This window comes from Leifsonia sp. PARNA 1/14 (genome assembly GCF_055720965.1).
In genome coordinates, this window is the sequence record NZ_JBVQSP010000007.1 from 166,642 (window position 1) to 188,992 (window position 22,351).

Consider the following 22,351-nt stretch of genomic DNA (forward strand, 5'->3'; position numbering starts at 1 on the left):
CAAAAAGTGACAACGACGTGCCCCTCGGCGGAGGAGGGTGGCTACTGGGTGGCGCGGGCGAGACGTCGGGCTCGGGCGGCGGCGGTGAGCTGGGAGATCAGGACCACGAGGATGGTCAGGATGAACACGGCCGATGCGATCACGTTCGCCTGCGCCGGGATGCCGCGCGACGCAGCGATGTAGATGTACATCGGGAAGGTCGTCACCGCGCCGGCGTTGAAGTTCGTGATGATGAAGTCGTCGAAGCTCAGCGAGAACGACAGCAGAGCCGCCGACAGGATCCCCGGCAGCAGCAACGGGAACGTGATCCGCCAGAACACCGCGTTGGGCGAGCCGTACAGATCGCGTCCGGCCTCCTCCAGCGCAGGATCGAGCGAAGCCACCCGGGCCTTCACCGTCACCACGACGAAGCTGATGCAGAACATCACGTGGGCGATGATGATCGTGCCGAAGCCCTTGTTCACGCCGAGGCTCAGGAACTGCGCAGCGAGGCCCGCGCCGAGCACGACCTCCGGGCTCGCCATCGGCAGGAACAGCAGCAGGCTGGTCTGCGAGCGGAACCGGAACCGGTAGCGCATCAGTGCGATGGCGATCATCGTTCCGAGCACCGTCGCGATCACCGTCGAGACGATGCCGATGATGATGGAGGCGGCGAACGCGTCGCAGATACCGGCGGCGTCGCAGACGTTCGTCCAGTTGCGCAGGGTGAATCCGCGCCACGCGATGTTGTTCTTGATCGCGTCGTTGAACGAGAACACGAACGTGTAGACGATCGGGATGAGCAGGAACGCCAGCGCGAGGAACGCGTAGACACCCAGCCCGAGCCCGCGGAACCGGAATCGTGCACGAGGCTCGGTGGTCGTCACAGCAGGTCCTCCGTTCCGCTCCGCCGCACGTACAACCCGACGATCACCAGAATGACCGCCATCAGGATGACGGACATCGCCGCGGCTGTCGGATAGTTCTGCAGCACCAGGAAGTTGCTCTCGATGACGTTGCCCATCATCGAGGTGTCGGCCGCGCCGAGGAAGTCCTGCGACGCGTTGATGTAGTCGCCCGCTGCCGGGATGAAGGTGAGCAGCGTGCCCGAGACGATGCCGGGCATCGAGAGCGGGATGGTGACCTTGCGGAAGGTCGTCCAGTTGCTCGCGTAGAGATCCTGGCCGGCCTCCAGCAGGCGCGTGTCCAGGCGTTCGAGGGTGGAGTACAGCGGCAGCGTCATGAACGGGATGAAGTTGTACGTCAGACCGAAGATGACCGAGAACGGCGTGCCCGTGATGTGAGCGTCCGGCGGGAGGATGCTGAGCGCTTTGAGCGAGCTCGCGACCCACGCGTCGTCGCTCAGGATGGCCTTCCAGGCGAGGGTGCGCAGCAGGAAGCTGATGAAGAACGGTGCGATGACCAGTGTCATCAACAGGTTCTGCATCACAGGACGGGCCCGCATCTTCACGCCGATGAAGTACGCCAGCGGATAGCTGATCACGAGCGCGGCGGCGGTCGCGATGAGCGCGTACCCGAACGAACGGAGGATCTGCGGCCAGTACTCCGAGATCGAGTCGGTGTAGTTCTGCCACTGGAACGCGGCCTGGTACTGCCCGATGTCGCCATCGGGCACCGGCGCCTGGAACGACGTGATGATGAGCGAGACCAGCGGCGTGAGGAAGAACAGCACCAGATAGAGCACGCCGGGGAGCAGCAGGACCAGCGCGATCCCCGATTTGCGCCGCGCTGCGGGCTCCTGATCCTGCGTCGCGGGAGGCCCGGTGAAGGCCGCGATCGCCATCTACGCCTCCTCCAGCTCGGAGAGCAGCCGCTCCTTCGCCTGCGCCGCCACCGCCTGAGTATCGGTGTCGTCGGCGAAGCCCCCGTCGGCCGGCGGCTCGTCGGCCAGCACGAAGGTGTGGGAGGCGTCCCACGACACCCAGACCTCGTCGCCGAAACCGGCGCCCGGCCCGCTGGCGACGTTCTGAGCGAAGACGACCACGGTGCCGAGCCCGGGGATGTCGACGAGGTACTGCGTGCTGACGCCGCTGAACGACACGTCGATCACTCGGCCCGGGCCGAGCCGGTTGGCCCCGGCCAGTATCGTGTCCTCCCCCGCGTGCAGGGTGAGCTTCTCCGGGCGGACGCCCACAGTGACCGTGCCCGAGGTGCGTTGCGCGCGCGCACGCGGCACCCGGATGCGGTGACCGGCGACCTCGACCCCGAGGGTGTCGCCCGTGCTGTCGTGCACCGGCCCGACGAAGAGATTCGACTGGCCGAGGAAGTTCGCGACGAACACGGTCGACGGCAGCTCGTAGAGCAACTCGGGTGCGCCCATCTGCTCGATCCTGCCCTTGTTCATGACCGCGACCGTGTCGGCCATGGTCATGGCCTCCTCCTGGTCGTGGGTCACATGCACGAAGGTCAGGCCGACCTCGGTCTGGATCGACTTCAGCTCGAGCTGCATCTGCCGCCGCAGCTTGAGGTCGAGCGCGCCGAGCGGCTCGTCGAGCAGCAGCAGCGCCGGGCGGTTGACCACGGCGCGCGCGAGCGCGACCCGCTGCTGCTGACCTCCCGAGAGCTGGGCGGGCCGCCGGGCTGCGAGGTGGTCGAGCTCGACCAGCCGCAACGCCTCGTGCGCCTTCGCCACCGGGTCGCCGATCTTGCGGCGGCGGAGGCCGAAGGCGACGTTCTCGAGGATCGTCATGTGCGGGAAGAGCGCGTAGCTCTGGAACACCGTGTTCACCGGCCGCTGGAACGGCTTGGTGCGCGTCACGTCCCGGCCGCCGATGACGATGCGGCCCTCCGTCGGCTCCTCGAGGCCTGCCACCAGGCGCAGCGTCGTGGTCTTGCCGCAGCCACTCGGGCCGAGCAGGGCGAAGAACGACCCGGCGGGGATGGTCAGGTCGAGGTTCTCGATGGCCGTGAACCCGGGGAACCGTTTGCGGAGGCCGATCAGCTGCAGGTCGGCACCGGATTCGGCGAAGACTCCCTTCGGCATCAGGCCCCCAGGATCACTTTCTGGAACGCCGCCTGATACTTCTGCTCCTCGGCCGGCGTGAGCGTGCGGAAGACATGCACGGTCGAGAGGGTCTCCTCGTCGGGGAAGATCAGCTGGTTGTCGGCGAGGTCGGGGTCGATCGCGACCGCGGCCTCCTTCGCCCCCTGCACCGGGGTGATGTAGTTGACCCACGCGGCGACCTCGGCGGCCACCTCCGGCTCGTAGTAGTAGTCGATCAGCTTCTGGGCGTTGGCCTTGCGGGGCGACCCGATCGGGATGACGAAGTTGTCGCTCCAGAGCGTGCCGCCGGCCTCCGGGATGGCGAACTGCCAGTTGTCGCCGGCTTCGGCGTTCAGCTGCGTGATGTCGCCCGACCAGCAGATCGCCGCGAGCGTGTCGCCCGACTTCAGGTCGTTGAGGTAGGAGTTGCCCTTGATGTTGCGGATCTGGCCGTCGTTGACCTCCTTGGTCAGCGTGTCGATGGCCTTGTTGTAGTCGTCGTCGCTGAACTTCTTGGAGATGTCGACGCCCTGCTGCAGCAGGAGGAGGCCCATGGTGTCGCGCATCTCGCTCAGCACGCCCACCTTGCCCTTGAGGTCGGGCTTCCAGAGGTCGTCGATCGACTTCAGTCCGTTCGGCAGCTTCTCTTTGTTCCAGCAGATGCCCGCGAAGCCGCTCTGCCACGGCAGGGACTTCTTGCGGCCAGGGTCGAAGTCGACGTCGACCAGGTTGGAAGTGAGGTTCTTCTTGTTCGGGATCGCCGACTCGTCGAAGGACTGCACGTAGCCGAGCCGGATCCAGCGGGCGATCATCCAGTCGGTGAGACAGACGGTGTCGGCGCCGATGTCCTTGCCGAGGGCCAGCTGGTCCTTGACCTTGGCGTAGTAGGTGTTGTTGTCGTCGACCGCGACGTCGTACTTGACCTTCAGGCCGGACTGCTTCTGGAACGCCTCCAGCGTCGGATACTTGCCGTTGTCGTCCTGGTCGAGGTACGCCTGCCAGTTGGCCCAGGTGAGCGTCTTGTCGGTGCTGGACTGGTCCTTGGCGGGCGTGGGCTTTCCCGAGGCGCCGCCGGTGGAGCACGCGGCCAGGGCCAGCGCCGCGGCACCGGCTGTCGCGCCGGCGAGCAGACCGCGACGGGTGAGCTGGGAGGCACGAGCCGACTGCACGAGCTGGCGGATCATCGGGTCGTTCGGGAGTGGCCTGGATTTCACTTGCGGAGCTCCTTCGGGTCTATCTGGTGTTGCCTGAGGGCGATCCGCCGGAACACGTCGCTGTGTCCTCGCGGTGGGTCGATCCTGGCACACGACCGACGCGATTCGCACCCATCAGCGGCCGAATCGTCCATTTTGAAACATGATCGTCACGAAATCCGTGCCGAATCGTCCGAAACCCGGAGGAAATCGCAGAACGCCCGCGGCGCGCGAACGAGCGGTGAGACGAACTGTCGATATCCGCGCTGGTTCGATACGGAATTTACGGAATCAGCACGATCCTTCCTGAATTCCTATCGAAATCGTCCGTGAAGGGCGCTAGTGTGTTGTCGAACCATCACGTCGAAGTGCGAGGAGCTGAGGAGCCCCATGAAGGTCGCGATCCCCCGCGAGATCAAGAACAACGAATTCCGCGTGGCGATTACGCCCGCAGGCGTCCACGACCTGGTCGGCGCCGGACACGAGGTCTACGTGGAGGCCGGAGCCGGCGTCGGCTCCTCCATCCCGGACGACTTCTACGCGGGAGCGGGAGCCACCATCCTCCCGGACGCCGCCTCCACGTGGGCTGCGGGCGACCTGATCCTCAAGGTGAAGGAGCCGATCGCCTCCGAGTACGGCTACTTCCGCGAGGGACTGGTGCTGTTCACGTACCTCCACCTCGCCGCCGACGAGGAGTTGACGCGCGCGCTGATCGAGAGCGGTGTCACGGCGATCGCATACGAGACGGTGCAGCTGCCCAACCGTGCGCTCCCGCTGCTCGCGCCGATGAGCGAGGTGGCCGGCCGGCTCGCCCCGATCGTCGGCGCCAACACGATGCTCAAGCCGAACGGCGGGCCCGGCCTGCTCGTCCCCGGCGTTCCCGGCACCCACCCGGCCGTCGTCACCGTGCTCGGTGGAGGCGTCGCCGGCACCAACGCCACCTCGGTTGCGGTCGGCCTCGGCGCCGAGGTGACGGTGCTGGACACCAACATCGCCCGCCTGCGCGAGCTCGACGCCCTCTACGCCGGCCGCATCAAGACCATCGCGTCGAACAGCTTCGAGATCGATAAGGCCGTCGTGGCCTCCGACCTCGTGATCGGCTCGGTGCTCGTGCCGGGCGCCAAGGCGCCGAAGCTGGTCAGCAACGAGCTGGTCTCGCGCATGAAGCCGGGCAGTGTGCTCGTCGACATCGCCGTCGACCAGGGCGGCTGCTTCGCCGACTCGCACCCGACCACGCACGCCGACCCGACGTTCACCGTGCACCAGTCGCTGTTCTACTGCGTTGCGAACATGCCGGGCGCGGTCCCGCATACCTCCACCTACGCGCTCACCAACGCGACGCTGCCGTACGCCCGCGCCATCGCGAACCACGGCTGGCAGGCCGCCTTGCGCGCCGACCCGTCGCTCGCGCTGGGCCTCAACGTGCACGCGGGCCACGTCACCAACCCGGGCGTCGCAGAAGCGCACGGGATCGTGGACGCCGCCGTCGCCGACGCCCTCGTCTGACGGGAGGCGAACGAACTCCTCCGTTGCCCGCTCCCGCGGGCGGCGGAGGAGTTCTTCAGTTCAGCGTGGCCGCGGGGATCAGCTGACGTCGAACCACTGGTCGCCGATGTCGACCCGCGTCCCCCGGCCCACACGATACCGCCGGCCCGCCTCGCACTGGCGCGCGACCCCGCCGAGTGGGCGCGCGACCGTGCCGTTGCCCGAGTACCGATCGCAGATCCAGAGGTCGTCGCCCTCCAGCCCGAACTCGAGGTGCGTCTTGGACACGCTGCGTGCGGGATCCGAGATGGCGACGAGGTGGTCGACGTGCTCCCCCGGCTGCGTGATCGGCCGCCGGCCGACGAGGCCGCTGCCGCGCACCTCCACGGACTCCCCGGTCGAGAAGCTCAGCCGGAACGCCCGCACCGACCCAGCGGGCGGAGCGCTCTCGATCGGGACGACGTCGATGGCCTCGGTCGGCGGGAGGCCGTCTTCGTCGAACTCGACCGCGCCGGGAAAGCGTCCCGCCACCGCCGGCTTGGCGAGCGGCGGCACGATCGACGTGTCCGACGGCCGCGAGTCGGCGACCTCCGGCGGCCGCACCCGCGACGCCGTGACCGAACTCCCGCAGTTTCCGCAGAACAGCGTCCCCTCGGAGAGCGCCGCTCCGCACACCCGGCATCTCATCGCCTGTTCGTCCTCTCTCCCGTCCTCCCACGGTAGCCGAGCGACCGCAGCGAGACCGCCGCGAGCATCCGCTTCCACCGCGTGTCGCGGCGATCCAGTTGGGCGCGGAGGTCGTCGACCGCTTTCCACACCGTGTCCGCCTCCGCGGTCGTCGGCGCGAGCGGGCTGAAGACCGCCCAGTCGGCCACCTTGGCGAGCGCCGCAGCGCGCGTGCCGCCGATCGTCGTCGCGAACTCCACGCGGGTCGCGGAGGGCGGCGGGTCGTAGCCGTGGTCGACGGCGGCATCGGCGAACTCGCGCCAGCCTCCGACGATCCGGTCCGCAGCCGTCGCCGCCGAACGTCGCAGCGAACGCCGCCTCCACTTCGCCGCGATGACCGCCAGGAACGGCGCCGCGAGCACCGCGAGCACGAGGAGCGTCCAGCCGATCACGATGAGCACCGTGAGGATCGTCTCCAGGACCGGATTCGGCGCGTGCTGAGGCGTGCTGTCGACCTGCGCCTGGGGCGGCTCCTCGTTCTGCTGCGGGCTGTCGTCGACCGGTGGCTGCACGTTCGTCTGCGGCCGCGATATCTCGGTCGGCTGCTCGGGCTGCTTCGGCGGCACCGCCCGCACGGGGGGCGTCGGGTCGACCGTCACCCAGCCGGTGTTCGTCTGCACCTCGATCCAGGCCGAGACGTCGGAGCCGACGAAGGTGACAGGGCCGACGCCCGCGTCGGCCGGTGCGACGAAGCCCATGACGACGCGTGCGGGGAACCCGAGCTGCCGCGCCATCAGAGCGGCTGTCACGGCATACTGCTCCTGATCGCCCAGCATCGGGACGTTCGTCAGCAGCTCGGTGATCCGGTCGGCGCCGTGCCCGGACCGGCTCGCCGGCTCGTCCTTGCCGACGCCGTGACTGATGTAGCCGTCCTTCGCGAGACCCTGCAACGCCGCCGCCAGCTTCGGACCGGCGCCGGTGACTCCCGCGGTGTACTTCTGGAGGGTCGACTGCAGCTCGTCGGGGATCACCGTCGGCCGGGGCACGGAGTCGGAGCCCGGCTCGACCTTCGTCAGCTGAGCCGCCGACAGCTTCGGGGCCGTCACGGAGTCGGCCACGTACGAGTCGCCGTCGCGGAGCGTGGACAGCACCGCACCCGTCCCGGTGACGTCGTTGTAGAAGTACGCCCCGGAGAGCGTCGAGCCATGGTTCCCCAGGAACTGGATCTGCTCGAGTTGACCGGTGCCGGGCACCCAGGGGCCGCGGTAGCCGCGGATGGTCACATTCAACTGCGTCTGCGTGCCCTTCGTGCCGGACTGGTCGAGGCGGTAGGGCAGCCGGGTGAAGGCTCCGGAGGCGCTCGTGACCGCGGCGCTCCCGACCGAGTAGGTCACGCCGTCGTAGGTGTCCAGGGTCGCGATCCGGATGCGCCCGTCGGCCGGGAGCCCGCTCACGCTGAGCATCGGCTGAGACGCGGACCCCGACTCGAGGTACGAACGGAAGCCGCTCAACGGGCTCGGGTACGCGCGGGGGTCGAACGGCTGCTCGACCGCCGTCCGCACCACCTGCCGCTCGGTCGACGGCGGCACCAGGACGGTGGCGCCGATCCCGACGACGGCGGCGCCGATGAGCATCACCGTGGCACCGGCCGCCGTCAGCACCGCCGTCGAACCGCGCTCTCTGCGCGTCTCGACGGTCAGCCCGCTCTGCTCGCGCAGGGTGCGCACCGCGGCCGTCCGCCGGCGCAGCCGCAGGCGGATGTTCCAGATCAGCAGCAGGGCGAACAGCCCGAGCACCAGCCAGAGCGGCGCCGGCGCGATCGCCGAGCCGAACGCGATTCCGGCGATCAGCAGAACGACCGGCGGGATGCCAGCCAGCTCCGGCAGGGATGACCGGAGAGCGATGGTCGTCGTGATCGCACTCGCCAGCAGCACGAGGATGAAGGCCGGAACCAGCAGCGCCTGATAGGAGCCGACGGGGACCGAGATGGTGACCAGCTGCTTCCAGGACAGCCAGGTGCCCTGGATGAGGTCGACGAAGCCCCGCGGCGTCGGCAGCAGGCCACCCGCCGTCGCCTCCCCCGGCACCGCCAGTTGTACGCCCGCCGCGAGATAGGCCACGACGATCAGACCGCCGACGACGATGCTGGACCAGCGGAGCGCCGCCCCCAGCACGGCGATCGCCGCGCCGAGCACGAGTGTCACCACGAGCATCGTGACGAACGCCGCCGACTGGTACACCGGCCAGAACGACCACGCCGCGAGCGCAACCGCCGCCAGCGCGAACCCGGTGTCGGCGGCGGCGGAGCGCCAGGGCAGCCTCCCGATCATGTCGCGAGCCTTTTCGCGAGACTGCGCTGGAGGTCCTCCAGGTAGCCGATGGTCAGCACGCTGAGGTCGGCGACCCGGCGCAGTGTCGGCACGGCGCCCTCGTCGCACACGATGGCCACCACGTCCACACCGAGTGGGAAGTGCGCGGCGGCGGAGCGCAACTGGGTCGCCGTGACGGTCGAGCCGCAGACCAGGAAGACGATCGAGGTCCCGGCAGCGTCCTCGCTCGCGACCTGTGCGAGCTCGGGGAGCCGGAGCGCCGCTTCCGCCGTCTCCACGCCGGCCAGATCGTCGAGCAGCCTGCCGCGGCCGACCGTGCTCAGCCGGCGGGCGCTGAACACCACGCGCTTGGCGAAGTCCGGAGTCTCCGCGCTCGCCACGACGGAGACCGTGCGGGAGTCGAGCATGGCGCGCACACCCAGCGAGCCCGTCGCGCTCACAGCGAGCTCGAACTCCTCCTCGGTGGCGTAGTCGGCCTCGGAGAGACTGAGCGCGACGAGCAGGTGGCTGCGCCGCGTCTCCTCGAATTGGCGCACCATGTAGCTGCCGGTCTTGGCCGTGCTCTTCCAGTGGATGTTGCGGCGCTCGTCTCCCGGCATGTACTCGCGCAGCGCGTGGAATGCGACGTCGCTCTGGGTCAGGTCACGCGTCGGCGCCCCCTCCAGGTCGCGCACGAAACCGGTGCTCATGCTCGGGATGGCGATGATGCGGGGGTGCACGAAGAGGTCGAGCGAGTCGGCCCAGACCATCTCGCGCCGCAGCAGCCCGATCGGGTCGGCACGGACGGTGCGGACCGGGCCGATCGGGACGATGCCGCGCCTGCTCGTGGGCACGACGAAGACGTCGGAGTGCTCGTCGCCGCTCACCAGCGCCGGAGCGGCGAACTCGGCGAGACCGGCACCGACCGGCACCTCGACCCGCACGCCGGGCAGACGCCGTCGCGTGGGGTTGCGGACCGTGACCTCGCCCGGGGCGCGGTCACCGACGACGACGCGATTGGTGGGAAGCGTGAGACCCACGTCATAGGCGATACGGCCCACCAAGTAGAGCGACGCGATAAGGAGCAGAGCTGCTGCCGCCCAGCCCGCGACCACGGCCTCGGTCCAGCCCAGCAGGTAACCCGCCACGACCGCGAGCACCGTCACGACCAGCATCGACCAGCCGAGCGGAGTGATCACGGCCCCCAGGGCCCGCGTGGCCGACGCCACGGCGCGACCGACGCTCGCGCTCGTCCGGACGACCCAGACGATCGCGTCGGCGAGCAGCCCGTCGCGCTCGCCGACGATACGGGCGCGCGCGTTGGTGAGCTCGACCTGGGTGCGGGTGACGGTACTGGTCACACGGCGGCCCGATCGCTCGGCGGGTGCACCTCGATCAGCAGCTGGCCGACCACGCTGGAGGCCGTGACGCCCTCGAACTCCGCCTCGGGGTCGAGCACCAGACGGTGCGCGAGCACCGGCTCGGCCAATGCCTTCACATCGTCCGGGGTGACGTAATAGCGGCCGTGGGACGCGGCGAGCGTCTTCGCTGCGCGGACCAGCGCGAGCGCCCCGCGGACGCTGACGCCGAGGCGGATCTCGTCGGCCGTGCGGCTGGCGTCGACCAGCCGGGAGACGTAGTCGTTGATCGACGGGTCCACGTGCACGCCCCGGGCCATGTCCGCCATCTCGACCACCGTCTCGGCAGAGATCACCTCCGGTACGACGATCTCGTGCGCCCGGCGTTCCGCGCCCTCGAGGATGCGCAGCGTCGCCTCATGGTCGGGGTAGCCGATCGAGGCCTTCATCAGGAAGCGGTCGAGCTGCGCCTCGGGAAGCCGGTAGGTGCCCGCCTGCTCGATCGGGTTCTGCGTGGCGATCACCATGAACGGCTCGCCGACCGGATGACGGACGCCGTCGACGGTGACCTGCTGCTCCTCCATCACCTCCAGGAGGGCGGACTGAGTCTTGGGCGAGGCGCGGTTGATCTCGTCGGCGAGGACGATGTTGGCGAACACCGGCCCGCGGTGGAACTCGAACGCGCCGGTGCGCTGGTCGTAGATGTTCACGCCGGTGATGTCGCCCGGCAGCAGATCCGGCGTGAACTGGACGCGGTTCGTCGTGCCCCGCACGCTCTCGGCCATCGCCCGCGCGAGCGATGTCTTACCGGTGCCGGGGTAGTCCTCCAGCAGCAGATGTCCCTCGCTCAGCAGTGCGGTGAGCGCGAGCCGGATGACGTGCGACTTGCCGAGGAGGACGCGGTCGATGTTCTGCACGAGGCGGTCGAACACGCCCGAGAACCAGCCGGCCTGCTCGGGGGTCATCGTCATGCTGTGGCCTCTCTCGGGGTGCGTGAGCAGCGCCGCGCTCGTGCGCGCGCCGTCCTCAGTATGCCGGTCGTCGCTCATTGCATGCCTGAGGCCGGATACGGGGTGGAGTACGTGTCGCCTCCCACTCGGACGGTGACGGTGAGCGAGGGGTTCACGGCGCCGGGCGGCGCCTGGCACGTGGCGGTCTGACCGGCGGGCGGCATCGGGGCCTGCGGCCCGTTCTCGCAGCGATACGTGACGAGCGTGTATCCCGGTCCGGTCGGCCAGCCCGTCCAGCTGAACACGCTCGTCGCCGCGTCGTAGCGGGCACCTTCGATCGCGGTGCTCACGGCCACGCCCATGGGCGTGCGGGAGTCCTGCGCCGTGCAGAGCTGCATCCCGTCCGGATAGGTCTCGCAGATGCTGGTGATGTTCAGCGTGAGGTTCATCCCGTAGTGGGCGCCGTTGCCTCCCGCTACCATCCCGCTCGTGCCGTTCAGCTGGCCGCTGTCGACGACGGCGCCGTCGTCTCCGAGCAGCTGGTAGTTGACGATCGGGCTCGAGCCGCTTCCGTTCTGGTAGTCGACCGAGGCCTGGAAGTCCCACGTGTTCACCAGGTTCTGCACCGGCCCGGTGATCGCCACGTTCCGGACCGCTCCCGGCTGCAGCCGCTGCGTCGCCGAGACGATGGCGCTCTGCGTGCATCCCTGCCCGTTGTAGGCGTAGACGACGAAGTTGTAACTCTGATTGGCACTGAGCCCCGTGAACGTCACCGGGTCGCCCTGAACGTGCTTGAACGTCGACGACGTCGGGTCCACCTGGAGGACGGGCTGCCCCGACTCCACTCCGCTCACGCTGCAGCCCGGCTGCGCGCCACCCTGGAAGACAGCAGCGTAGTAGTCGGTGATCGCCTTGCCGTTCGCGCCGAACACGTTCGACCAGGTGAGGGTGGCGCTGGAGCCGTCGGCGTTGTTCGGCGTCGCGACCGGCGCCGTTCCCGTCAGCACGGGCGCTCCGGCCGGCACACCGCTGCCCGCTGTCTGGTTCCAGGTCGTACGGCCCTGATAGAAGTCGTTGCGACTCGCCACCGTGAAGCCGATCGACACTCCGTTGGCGATGGAGGCATCGGTCACATTGAGCGCATAGCTCCCGCTGTCTGAGGCCGACACCTGCAGGGCGTTGGTGATGCCGCCGACCGTGACCAGATAGGAGCTGATCGGGCTCGCCCCCGGTGCGTCCGCGGGCCGGTTCCAGGTGATCCGGAGGCCGTTGTTCAACGGGCTCGAACTGACGTTCGCCGGCGCGTTCGGCACGACGTCGGACCACGCGGGCTCCACATAGGCCGTCGGGTCGGACAGGCCGAGGGCGTTGCGTGCGCGCACCGAGAGCACGACGGCGTTGCTGGTGCCGTTGCCCGGTGTCGTGATCGCGCACACGGTCGTCGTGCACTGCGTCGTGCTGAGCACCGCACCGGAGGCCGCGCTGCTCATCGTGACCTCGAACCCGGTGATCGGCGAGTTGTTGAACGCCCCCGGCGTCCAGCTGAGCGTGAGGCTGCGGTCGCCGATGGCCGAGATCTGGACGTTCGAGACGGGAGCCGGACGGTCTTGCACCGACACGGTGACCGTGCCCCAGGTGTAGCGGTCCGGGTCGTTCGTCGCGTCGGCGACCTCGTACTGCAGCGTGGTGTCGGCCGGAGCGGCCGTGCTCGACACCGAGATCTGCAGGACCGAGTTGTCGGAGCTCGGCGTGATCGACACACCGGACGGGAGCGCCCCGCCGAGCCCTCGGACCGCAAGGACCCGCAGCGGCTTGTTCGGGAACGGGTTGGTGGCGGCGTCGTTGGCGAGCACATCCACCGTCGTCGTCTGCCCGCGAGGCGCGATGACCCGATCCGGTTGCGGGCTCGCCAGCGGACGGGTCGACGGCACGATGTTGAGGTCGATGCGGCCGGCCTGTCCCGCGTTCACGGCGTCCTTCACCCCGATGGAGATCGAGGGGGAAGTCCCCTTCTGGACGCCGGCCCCGGCCGCGATCGTGAGCTTCTGGCCCGAGAGCGACAGCGAGACGCCGTCCGGTCGCGGCTCCTGGATCGTGTACTGGAGCTCGGACTGGTCTTTCGCATACGGGTAGCTCGTGAGCTTGGTGAGATCGACCGTCTTCGACTGGCCCGGTTCGAAGTCGATCAGGGCCCCGGTGAACGCCGGAGGCTGGTTCTCGCGGGGAGTGACGTCGATCGGGAGCACGATGGTGGCGACGTTCCCGTTCGGATCGTTCGCGCTGCTGCCGTCCGTCACCTGGAACGAGATGCTCGCCGGGCCGAAGTAGCGGTTCGACGAGGTGTACTGGAGGGTGTCGGAGCTGACCACCAGGTCGTCGCCATTGGCGTGGGTCGCCCGCACCGTCGCCGCGTCGGTCAGCTTCACCTTGCGGCCGCCGACCGCCACGATGTAGTCGTTGAGGTGGATGGTCAGCGTCTTCTCGCTGACCACCGAGAGCTTGGGCGCACCGCGCTTGAGCTGCGGAAGGGCGTCGTCGTAGCCGGGAAGCCGCACGAAGCCGTAGCCGATGTACGACTCGTCGTCGGGGTTGGCGACCTTGAAGGGGATGATCTGGCTCTTCGCCGTGATCGTGACGCGGATGCGCTTGTCCGAGGTCACCTCTGCGGTGTTCCCGTATCCGGGCACGATCGACAGCTTCAGCGACCCGACGGGTCCATCGGCGAAGAAGACGTTCGACAGGGCGTTCACGTCGACAGTGGTGCGGCCCAGGATGTCGGACAGGCCGAGCACCGTGTCGGTCACCACCGGGCGCGCCGGCGGCGCATTCTTGGCAACCGTCACCCGCAGGAACGCCTGGCTGGTGCCGCCACGCTCGTTCTGGATCGTGTAAAGGAAGCCGAAAGCGCCCTCCTGCTGCGGGGCCGTCACCACGACGATGTCGCCCTGGATCTTCGCCTTGGCCTTGCCGTCGAGCGAGGTGACAGCCGTCACGCTCAGCGGGCTGCCGTCCGGGTCGGAGTCGTTCGCGAGCACCTGGACGCTGAGGGTCCGCCCCGGTCGAGTCGTCACGTCGTCCTCGACGGCGACGGGGTTCCGCGCGCCGTCGACGCGCGGCGCGATCCCGACGCGGACGGTGCCGGTGGCACGGGCGCCGAGGGCATCGACCACGGCATAGGTGAAGGTGTCCGTCCCCGCCGCGTACTCCCCCGCCTGGAAGTCCATCCAGTCGCTGCCCGAGGCCACGACGGCGCCCTTCTGCGGGTTGGTCTCTTGACCGATGAACTGCACCGAGTCGCCGTCCGGGTCGATTCCTGACAGCGGGATCGTGATCCGAACCGTGTCGCCGGCGAGCACGCGCGATGTGACGGTCTTCGGCACCGGCGGGTTGTTGGTCGCGACATCGCGCTCGCGCACGGCGACGCTCACCTCGGCTGTGGCCCACTGGCCGTCCGCTCCGAAGACGCGGTAGGCCGCCGTGAAGTTTCCCGGCTTGGAGGGCGCGAGGTAGCGCAGGTGGTCGCCGCTCGCGAAGAGCAGGCCGGCCCCGGCGGGGAGCGGCGTCGCGAGCGTCGGGTCGAGGGTCAGTTTGTCGCCGTCGGGTTGCACGTCGTTGGCCAGTACGGGGATGTCGACGACATCGTTCACCCGCACGGCCACCGAGTCGGGTACGGCGATCGGCGGCTGATGGACGGTGAGCGGAGGAAGCTGGACGACCGTGACCGTGCCCTCGGTGTCCGCGAGACCATTGCTCAGCCGGTAATGGAAGTCGACAGGCTCGGTGAGCGGCCGCGTCAACGAGACGCGCAGTGTGCGCTGCTGGAGCACCTGGACCTTGATGCCGGTCGACACGGCGGGGTCGGTGACGCCGGTCACCAGCAGCACGCCACCGGACGGCTCGATGTCGGTCGACAGCACGTCGACGTCTTGCGTCGACTGCTCGCGGATGAAGGCCGTGTGCGGCACCGCGATCGGCGTGGTCTTGGCTCCCGGAGGAGCCTTCACCTCGATGCGCACGGTGCCCGTCGTCGTGACGACGCCGTCGGTCACCGAGTACTCGATGTTGTGGGTTCCGGCCTGGTCCGACTCGAAGCGGAACGTGCCGCCCTGATAGTCCGGCGTGATCGTGGCGTCCGCCTTGGAGGGCACTGTGCTCAGGCGGACGACCCCGCTGCCGCCGCGCGCGTGGTCGAGCGGCCGGACCGTCGTCTCCTGGCCCTGGTAAGTCACCACGGCGAACGGGTCGGCGATGATCGGCACCTGGCCCGGCGGTTGGACGGTGACGGCCAACTGCCCTGTGCCCTCGGCACGCCCGTCGGAGAGCGCCAGGGCGACGTCCTTGAGCCCGCCTCCCGTGCCGTGGTCGGAGTAGGCGACCTGGCCCTGCGGCGTGAAGGTCACGGTGTCGGGGGCGGGAATCGCGGCGCTCGACAGGAAGAACGGGTCCCCGTCGGGGTCGTAGCAGTCGCCGAGGACGGAGGTGGTGACCCGGCCGCCAGCCTGCACGACCGCCTTGGCCGTGCGCACGCAGACCGGAGGCGCATTCTCGTTCGGCGTGCGGACCGCCACTGTCACGTGGGCGGTCGCGGTGCCTCCGCGCCCGTCGGAGATGGTGTAGTCGAGCGCGATGGAACCGCTCGCCGTCGCCGGCAGCGCGATCTGCAGCTGCTGGTCGGAGTTCGTCAGCTGGACGGTCCCCTGGTCGGCGGGGATGGCGGTGAACGAGTCGATCGTCAGCACGTCGCCGTTCGGATCGTAGTCGTTGAGCAGGACCGGGAGCGGGGTGACGCGTCCGGGTCGCGCGCCGAACTGGTCGTCGACGGCGACGGGAGGCTGCTCCTGCTTCTCGTACTGCGGGGTCGTGTCCTGCTTGGACTGGTCCACGAGCTCCTGAGTGGTCTTCTTGGAGACCAGCTCGTCCCAGTTGTCGATCCGTGCGTTGCCCGACTGGACCGCCCACGACACGCCCGAGCGCGCGTCGTTGAGCACGACGCGGTCGCGGTTCACGCGGAACGACAGTACGGCGTTCGCGGGCACCTGGCTCAGCGTGCTACGCGTCCCCGCTGCCGACGCGGTGCAGCTGCGCCACGTGGCGCCCGAGTTCCAGGCCGCATAGACGCAACCGGCAACCGCGACCGGAGCAGCGGGCGCCCCTGATACGGTGCCGAGCACCCGCGTCGGAGCCGAGCCGTCGAGCGGCACGCGGACGAGCCCGGACGACGTGGAGATCCAGACCGCGGTGCCGTCGGCAGACGGCTCCTGCAGCATCGCGTCGGTGTCGTCGCCGAGCGCCCGCGACAGGCTCACGGCGCCGGCGGAGGTCCACAGGGTCTTCTCGTCGGGGTCGAACATCGCCCAGCGCCCGCCTGCCGATGTGAGCTGGACGTGCGTGCCGTCGCCTCGGGAGGGCACTTTCTCGGTCGAGCTGGCCGGTTGCTCTCCGCCGAGGTCGACGCGCACCAGGTTCCGCGTGCCCGGCTGGTAGGCGAACAGCACGCCGGACGGGTCCATCGCTGCGACCGCGCGGCCGCCGAGGTCCATCGTCGCGGCCGACCCCGAGTTGAACTGCTCGAGCTGGCCGACCGACGTCAGCCACAGCTGGCCGGTCGTCTGGGACAGCATCGCGACGTGGTCTCCGGAGACCGCCACCTGCGGCGATCGCGGCGGCAGCGCCACCGACTTGCCCGCCTCGGCCGTCGCGGGGTCGACGACCGCCGCGGTGTTCGCCTCCTTGTCGAGCAGCAGCACGTTCTCGCCGTCCTGCACGACGTCGAGCGCCTCTCCGGTGCCCGCCACGATCGAGTTCAGCGCGTCGATCTCGGTGTTGGCCCGGCCCAGCGCCTTCTTCGTGTCGTTGGCCACCCACACCGCCGCGTCGTTGAGCTGGAGGTGCTGCGCACTGTAGCCTCCGGACACCACGGCGAGCGTCGTCACCAGAGCGGCGACGACCGTTCCGCTGACCGCCGTCGCGGCGATCGACTTGTGGGCGAGCAGCCACGACCGGATCATGGCGATGCGGTCCTCTGCACGCACTTCTGCCCGCTCGGCGATCCCGTCTTGCCGTCGCGGTTCACGGTGACGGTCACGCACACGGTCTGGCCCGGCTTCGCGTCGACGCGGAACTCGGTCGCGCGTTGGCTGCTCGGCGGCTGGTCGTCGACGGTGACCTGGTAGCTGTCGCTGCTCTCGATGCCCGGATCCGTCCAGCTGAAGACGATGGTTCCCTCGGCGACACGCCCGCTGAGGTCGCGGACGGTCGGGATGTCGTTCGCGGCGCCCGCACGCACCAGCACCACCGCAGCGGTCACGCCGAGCACCACGACCAGCAGCGCGCACGCGACCAACGATGCGATGAGCGCTCGGGACACCCGCGACGGCGCGGCCGGTGGCGAAGTCGGGGAGCTGCCGATGCTCTCGCGCACCATGGTGCGCGTCGGTGCGCGCGATGTCGTCGCGGCGACGGGCGGCGCCCTGCGTCGCCGGCGCACGGAGCCGGGATCGACGGCGACGACGCCCTTGACCCTGGTGCGTTCCTCCGGGTCGTCGGCCGTGGCGAGGGCCCAGTCGTCCATGGCGACCTCGATGGGCGTCTGCGGCAGGCCGAGCTCGGCCTCCACCGACTGCAACTCGCGGATCAGCTCGAGCGCGCTGCGCTGACGCGCCGACGGCTTGCGCGACATCGAGCGCATCAGGATCTGCTCGAGTCGCGGCGGCACGTCTGCCCGGCCGATGGGCTGAGGGCGGCCCTTGGTGATGCGCTGGATCAGCTCGGCGGAGGTGTTCTCTTTACCCGGGTGCTCGAAGGGCGACCTGCCGGCCAGCAGCGAGTAGATCGTCGCGCCGAGGGACCAGACCTCGCTCGCGATCGTGCCGCTGGTCTCGTCGAGCAGCACCTCGGGCGCCGACCACGGGATCGACAGCCCGATCGCCTCGGTGACGTCGGCCTCGCTGAGGGTCGCGGCGATGCCGAAATCGCTCAACACCGGATGGCCGTACGCCGTCGTGAGGATGTTCGACGGCTTGATATCGCGGTGCAGCACGCCCGCCCGGTGCGCCGTCTCGACAGCGCTCGCGATTCGGACGCCGATGCTCAGCACCTCGGGCACCGGCAGCGGGTCGGAACGGTAACGCTGGCCGATCGCCGACGAACAGAGCTCCATCACGAGATACGGGCGGCCGTCGGCCGAGACGCTCGCCTGATAGACCGTCAGGATCGACGGGTGCGTACTGAGCTGGGCCATCAGGTTGGCCTCGGCCTGGAACATCTGCTTCACCTGGCTCGTGACGACCTCGGCGAGCATGACCTTGACCGCGACCTGTCGGCGCGGCATGTTCTGCTCGTACAGGAACACGTCGGCGAACCCGCCCGAACCGAGCACCCTGACGTAGGAGAAGCCAGGCAGGTTCGGCGGCTGTGAGGGCAAGCGCCGAGCCAAGCAGCTCCTCCTGTCGTCGGCCGAACGCGATCGCGGCGGCGAAGGCGTTTCCCAATTGTAGGCAGCAGGCGGAGGCCCTCAGGGAGCCGGGACCCGCACTGGGGACAACTCGATTACCCCCAACTCGGGGGGCAATTCGGCGCGCCGTCGCGCCTGTGGAGGAGTCTCGCGCGAGCGCCGGTCGGCGCCGCCGCGCGGCACCTCAATGCCGCCGTGCCGCCCGCCGCGGGAAGCCCTCACGATGCACGCCGCTCTCCGGAGTCGCCAGCACGTCGACGACCACCACCGTCACGTTGTCGCGGCCTCCGTTGCCGAGCGCGGCGTCCATCAGCTGCTGCGCGGCGTCGAGCGGAGAGCTGCCCTCGCCGAGGAAGTACCGGATGCCGTGCTCGGTGAGCTCCTTGGTCAGACCGTCCGAGCAGACCAGCAACCGGGAGCCCGCCACGATCGGGAAGAGGAAGTAGTCCGGCACCGGGTCCTCGTTGAACCCGACGGCGCGGGTGATGACGTTGCTGTGCGGGTGGACCTCGGCCTCCTCGGGGGTGATCGCACCCGCGTCGAGAAGCTCCTGCACGATCGAATGGTCGACGGTCAGCTGTTCGAGCGTTCCGTCGCGGAAGCTGTAGACGCGCGAGTCGCCGATGTTGAAGACGAGCCAGTACGGCGCGCCGTCCACCAAGGTGAGCGCGATACCGGTCACGGTCGTGCCGGTGCCCAGGTCCGTCTGGCCGACGCCGCGGGTCATGTCCCCCACCGCGTCGCGTAACGCGTCGGTCAGCGACGCCTCCGTCACGAAGTCGGTGCGGACCTTCTCGGCCAGCCGCGTCACGACCGCGGTGCTGGCGAAGTCGCCCGCCGTGTGCCCTCCCATGCCGTCGGCGACCGCGAAGATCGGCGAGCGGGCGAGGAGGCTGTCCTCGTTGACGCTACGCCGGTAACCGGTGTCGCTGAGCGCCGCCCAGCCGAGGCTGATGCGCGCATCGGCACCTCCCGGGACCACCACGGTGTGGCGACGGTTGGTGCGACCGATCTGGGTCACTCGCGTCCTTCTTCTCGACGGTCCGCCTCCGACGCCGACCGAGGTGAGCCCTGCGGGCCGTCGGCCGGGACGGCGGTGATCTCGATGATATTACCGTCGCCGATCCGCACAACGGTGCCCGGCAGCACGACCGTCGACTCGCCGGGCCGCAGGCGCGCGGAGGCGCCGCCCGGGCGGACGACCACGGTGCCATTGGTCGAGCGGAGGTCGGTCACGACCACGGCGTCCCCCGATCGCTCGATGCGCAGATGAGTCGAGGAGACCTCCTGCTCTGGCGAGGGCACGGTGATCAGGCGCGGGAGGATGCCGGACTCCACCCGGGGCAGCGCGGGCCGGCGGCCCACCAGGATCGGCGTGTCCAGGTCGATGCTGTCCCCCGGTCCGACGCGCACGGCGAAGTGCAGGGGCTCCGGCGCCTGCTCGACGGGCTCGTCCTCCGGCTGGAGTGCGGACATCGTGGAGCCGCTGCGGGCACCGGGCGTGTCGCGCGAGCCGTCCGGCTGCGGTTGCTCCGTAGCCGTCCCCGGCTCCTCGATGTCGATCGCGCCGGGCAGCTCGTGGGCGACGGGAACCCGCTGGGCCACGGGGTCCGCCTCCGGCGACTCCCCGAGTTCGGCCGGTGCGTCGTGACGGGAGAACAGACTGGAGCTCTGGGGCCGGTCGCGGATGATCGTTTCGTCGGCGGCCGGACTGCCGGCGCCGGGGCGGCCGGCGCTGCCCGGCTCGGCGCGCTCGGCGGTGCGCTCGACCCGCTCGATCGGGTTGCTCGACCACGTCAGCAGCTCGCCGTCTACCACGCCGAGACCGATCGGGAGGGAGCCGACCGCGAGACGGGCGACCGGACCGGTCACCAGGTCGTCCCCGCCGAGCACGAGGCCGGTCACGTTGCGGAACTCTGCGAGGACCCACGGCTGCACGCCTCCGGACCCGAACCGCCGGGCGCCGCCGACAGAGAAGACGTCGAGGACGGCGGACCCGCGGACCACCGCGGTCACGACGATCTCGCCTTGCGCGTTCGGCTCGCCGAGCTCCGCAACCGCGAACGAGCGCACGCTGTCCGGACCGGCCAGCGGGAAGGCGCCGACGACCGACTCGATCGTCGCGAGATCGGAGTCGGCCAGCCACCAGACCGCGTCGACGATACTGTCGGCGGCCGTGCTCTCGACGCAGGCGACGAAGCGCCGACCCGCGATCAGCAGCCAGCGCGAGGGGCCGCCGGTCGGTGCGTACCGCGTGAAGCCGGGAGCCACTCGGGTTCCTCCTGGTCTGCGACGGACCGGGGGATGTTCCCCGATGTGGGACGTGACGTACGCAACGAGTGTAGTCGCCGGTTCAGCCGGGCTGCGCGGTGACGACCAGCCGGAACGGCGTTCCGACGCATCGTACGACGCCGTCCAGGTCGCCCTCCGGGGCCTCCGCGACAGCACCGACGAGCACCGACGGATCGGTCGACACCATCACGCGTCCCCACTCGTTGACCAGGATGACCGGGTGCCCGACGGCCAGCATCGCGGGCAGCAGCTCCCGCTCCAGCCGTCGGACGTAGACGTCCACGCCGACCACTCCGAGCATCCGGTCGTCGCGCTCGACCGGCGCAGTGACCGTGACGATGTAGTCGCAGGCGCAGAGGTGGTCGACGTACGGCCCGGTGATGTGCGTCCGGTGGGTCGAGCGCGGGACGCTGTACCACTCGAGCGAGCGGAAGTCGCGCAGGTAGTCCGAGTACGACCGGGAGGCCAGATCCAGCCGGCTCGGCTCGGTCGTCGCGCCGGTCAGCGGGTTGTCGTCGAGCGGGCCGAGCCACCAGGCGAAGTGGAGGTCGTCGCCTCCCGTGAACTCCGGCGCGGCGACGAATCCGGCGCCGACGAGCACAGGATCGTCCTCGCGCAGCGCGGGCACGACCAGCCGCTCGACGCGGTCGTCGAGTACGGCAGCGGGCATCCCGTCGGCCCCCTGATCGGTGAGGATCGCGTCCCGCCAGTCGGCGAGGCGCCGCTGGAGCTGCTCGAAGAGGGTGCTCACGCGTTCGGCGGCGACGGCGAGCTGCGCGCTCCGTTCGGCGACGACGACTTCAGCCATCGATCGTCCCTCCTGTCTCGATCCGCGCCTTCGCGGCCAGCAGCCAGCGCGCCGACCGTCCCAGCTGCGCGGTGACCTCCGCGCGCGCGGACCCGGCATCGCTCGCAGCCACGGCCTCGGCGATCACCCGCACGGAGGCCGCCGTCCCCTGACGCAGGGCGGGGTCGCGCATCCCGAGCCACAGCAACGGGCCGAATTCCGCCTGCAGCCGGATCTGCTCGCGAACCAGCCGCGTCGACTGACTGAGCACCGCCAGCTCCAGGAGGAAGCCGCCCGCGCTCCGGCGGGCCTCCGCCGGCTCGCCGAAGTCGGCCGCAGCGAGCCAGGCGGCCAGCCGGGCGTCATCGGCCGGCGTCGAACGCTCGGCCGCCCGGTCGGCGCATCCGGCCGCGATCGCCGTGACGTAGACGGCGAGGTCGCTGAGCTCCACCTGCGAGAGACTGCGGAGCCGCGTCGCCAGCATCGTCTCTTCGGCGTCGCCGGGGTGCACGACGAAGCTGCCGCCGTCCCGGCCGCGGCGGGTCTCCACCAGCCCGGCCTCCCGCAGCATCCCGAGGCCCTCTCGCGCGGTGATGAGCGCGACGCCGAACCGCTTCGCCAGGTCGGCCTCGCTGGGCAGCCGCTCCCCCGGCGTGAGCACGCCGAGTACGATCGCGTCGGCCAGCCGGCGTGCCACCTGCTCGGCCCGCCCGGCATCCGAGAGCTGCGCGAACACTGCGTCGCGCGCACCTGGCGCCGGCCGCGTCGTTCGGGCAGCATCCCGTGTGGAGGTGGTCACCCCACCACGATAACTCGCCCTAATCATTCGGTATAGGATGAATTCGGCGGTACCCCGCGGTCGCGGGTCGGACCGG

At 69.8% G+C, this 22,351-nt stretch carries 15 protein-coding genes; 1 reads left to right on the forward strand and 14 read right to left on the reverse strand.

All coding sequences use genetic code 11. The features are described 5' to 3' along the window. Positions 1–41 precede the first annotated feature (41 nt). From AC0HS0_RS18045 to AC0HS0_RS18060, 4 genes are read right to left on the reverse strand one after another with little or no spacing between them, the layout of a single operon-like run. A complete protein-coding gene (locus AC0HS0_RS18045; RefSeq protein WP_472965524.1) occupies positions 42–866 on the reverse strand; it encodes an ABC transporter permease in 825 nt (274 codons plus the stop codon). After that, on the reverse strand, positions 863–1,783 hold the full coding sequence (locus tag AC0HS0_RS18050) for an ABC transporter permease (protein WP_472965525.1): 921 nt from the start codon (positions 1,781–1,783) through the stop codon (positions 863–865). The genes AC0HS0_RS18045 and AC0HS0_RS18050 overlap by 4 nt, the downstream gene beginning before the upstream one ends. Further along, on the reverse strand, positions 1,784–2,983 hold the full coding sequence (locus AC0HS0_RS18055; RefSeq protein WP_472965526.1) for an ABC transporter ATP-binding protein: 1,200 nt from the start codon (positions 2,981–2,983) through the stop codon (positions 1,784–1,786). Continuing rightward, complete coding sequence (locus AC0HS0_RS18060) at positions 2,983–4,197, reverse strand: ABC transporter substrate-binding protein (protein WP_472965527.1); 1,215 nt, start codon at positions 4,195–4,197, stop codon at positions 2,983–2,985. Before AC0HS0_RS18060 ends, AC0HS0_RS18055 begins: the two co-directional genes overlap by 1 nt. A gap of 369 nt (positions 4,198–4,566) precedes the next feature. Here AC0HS0_RS18060 and ald point away from each other — a divergent pair, with 369 nt between their 5' ends. After that, complete coding sequence (ald, locus tag AC0HS0_RS18065; protein WP_472965528.1) at positions 4,567–5,682, forward strand: alanine dehydrogenase; 1,116 nt, start codon at positions 4,567–4,569, stop codon at positions 5,680–5,682. A gap of 78 nt (positions 5,683–5,760) precedes the next feature. Here ald and AC0HS0_RS18070 read toward each other — a convergent pair whose 3' ends face one another. The 10 genes from AC0HS0_RS18070 to AC0HS0_RS18115 all read right to left on the reverse strand — a co-directional run bounded on the left by AC0HS0_RS18070 (position 5,761) and on the right by AC0HS0_RS18115 (position 22,275). Next, positions 5,761–6,348 carry a hypothetical protein gene (locus AC0HS0_RS18070; protein ID WP_472965529.1) on the reverse strand — a complete coding sequence of 196 codons (588 nt, stop codon included), beginning with the start codon at positions 6,346–6,348 and terminating at the stop codon, positions 5,761–5,763. After that, the gene (locus AC0HS0_RS18075) at positions 6,345–8,657 is read right to left on the reverse strand and encodes a transglutaminase-like domain-containing protein (RefSeq protein ID WP_472965530.1); all 2,313 of its coding nucleotides are present in this window, start codon (positions 8,655–8,657) and stop codon (positions 6,345–6,347) included. The genes AC0HS0_RS18070 and AC0HS0_RS18075 overlap by 4 nt, the downstream gene beginning before the upstream one ends. Beyond that, a complete protein-coding gene (locus tag AC0HS0_RS18080; RefSeq protein ID WP_472965531.1) occupies positions 8,654–9,997 on the reverse strand; it encodes a DUF58 domain-containing protein in 1,344 nt (447 codons plus the stop codon). The genes AC0HS0_RS18075 and AC0HS0_RS18080 overlap by 4 nt, the downstream gene beginning before the upstream one ends. Continuing rightward, positions 9,994–10,965: an AAA family ATPase gene (locus AC0HS0_RS18085; RefSeq protein WP_472965532.1), complete on the reverse strand. Its 972-nt coding sequence runs from the start codon at positions 10,963–10,965 to the stop codon at positions 9,994–9,996. The genes AC0HS0_RS18080 and AC0HS0_RS18085 overlap by 4 nt, the downstream gene beginning before the upstream one ends. Positions 10,966–11,039: 74 nt before the next feature. Beyond that, positions 11,040–16,976, reverse strand: a complete 5,937-nt coding sequence (locus tag AC0HS0_RS18090) for an Ig-like domain-containing protein (protein WP_472965533.1) — start codon at positions 16,974–16,976, stop codon at positions 11,040–11,042. Then, positions 16,949–18,367, reverse strand: coding sequence for a serine/threonine-protein kinase (locus AC0HS0_RS18095; protein ID WP_472965534.1), 1,419 nt, complete (start codon positions 18,365–18,367; stop codon positions 16,949–16,951). The genes AC0HS0_RS18090 and AC0HS0_RS18095 overlap by 28 nt, the downstream gene beginning before the upstream one ends. A 214-nt stretch (positions 18,368–18,581) precedes the next feature. Beyond that, positions 18,582–19,418: a PP2C family protein-serine/threonine phosphatase gene (locus tag AC0HS0_RS18100; protein ID WP_472965535.1), complete on the reverse strand. Its 837-nt coding sequence runs from the start codon at positions 19,416–19,418 to the stop codon at positions 18,582–18,584. After that, positions 19,415–20,668, reverse strand: coding sequence for an FHA domain-containing protein (locus tag AC0HS0_RS18105; RefSeq protein WP_472965536.1), 1,254 nt, complete (start codon positions 20,666–20,668; stop codon positions 19,415–19,417). Before AC0HS0_RS18105 ends, AC0HS0_RS18100 begins: the two co-directional genes overlap by 4 nt. Positions 20,669–20,750: 82 nt before the next feature. Further along, positions 20,751–21,497, reverse strand: a complete 747-nt coding sequence (locus tag AC0HS0_RS18110; protein WP_472965537.1) for a cache domain-containing protein — start codon at positions 21,495–21,497, stop codon at positions 20,751–20,753. After that, positions 21,490–22,275 (reverse strand): FadR/GntR family transcriptional regulator, encoded by a 786-nt coding sequence (locus AC0HS0_RS18115; protein WP_472965538.1) that lies wholly within the window; start codon positions 22,273–22,275, stop codon positions 21,490–21,492. Before AC0HS0_RS18115 ends, AC0HS0_RS18110 begins: the two co-directional genes overlap by 8 nt. Positions 22,276–22,351: the final 76 nt, after the last annotated feature.

Bases quoted from the DNA above. Each gene is read 5' to 3' on its own strand.
- AC0HS0_RS18050 (WP_472965525.1), bottom strand. From the start codon at position 1,783: ATGGCGATCGCGGCCTTCACCGGGCCTCCCGCGACGCAGGATCAGGAG.
- AC0HS0_RS18055 (WP_472965526.1), bottom strand. From the start codon at position 2,983: ATGCCGAAGGGAGTCTTCGCCGAATCCGGTGCCGACCTGCAGCTGATC.
- ald (WP_472965528.1), top strand. From the start codon at position 4,567: ATGAAGGTCGCGATCCCCCGCGAGATCAAGAACAACGAATTCCGCGTG.
- AC0HS0_RS18070 (WP_472965529.1), bottom strand. From the start codon at position 6,348: ATGAGATGCCGGGTGTGCGGAGCGGCGCTCTCCGAGGGGACGCTGTTC.
- AC0HS0_RS18075 (WP_472965530.1), bottom strand. From the start codon at position 8,657: ATGATCGGGAGGCTGCCCTGGCGCTCCGCCGCCGCCGACACCGGGTTC.
- AC0HS0_RS18085 (WP_472965532.1), bottom strand. From the start codon at position 10,965: ATGACGATGACCCCCGAGCAGGCCGGCTGGTTCTCGGGCGTGTTCGAC.
- AC0HS0_RS18110 (WP_472965537.1), bottom strand. From the start codon at position 21,497: ATGGCTGAAGTCGTCGTCGCCGAACGGAGCGCGCAGCTCGCCGTCGCC.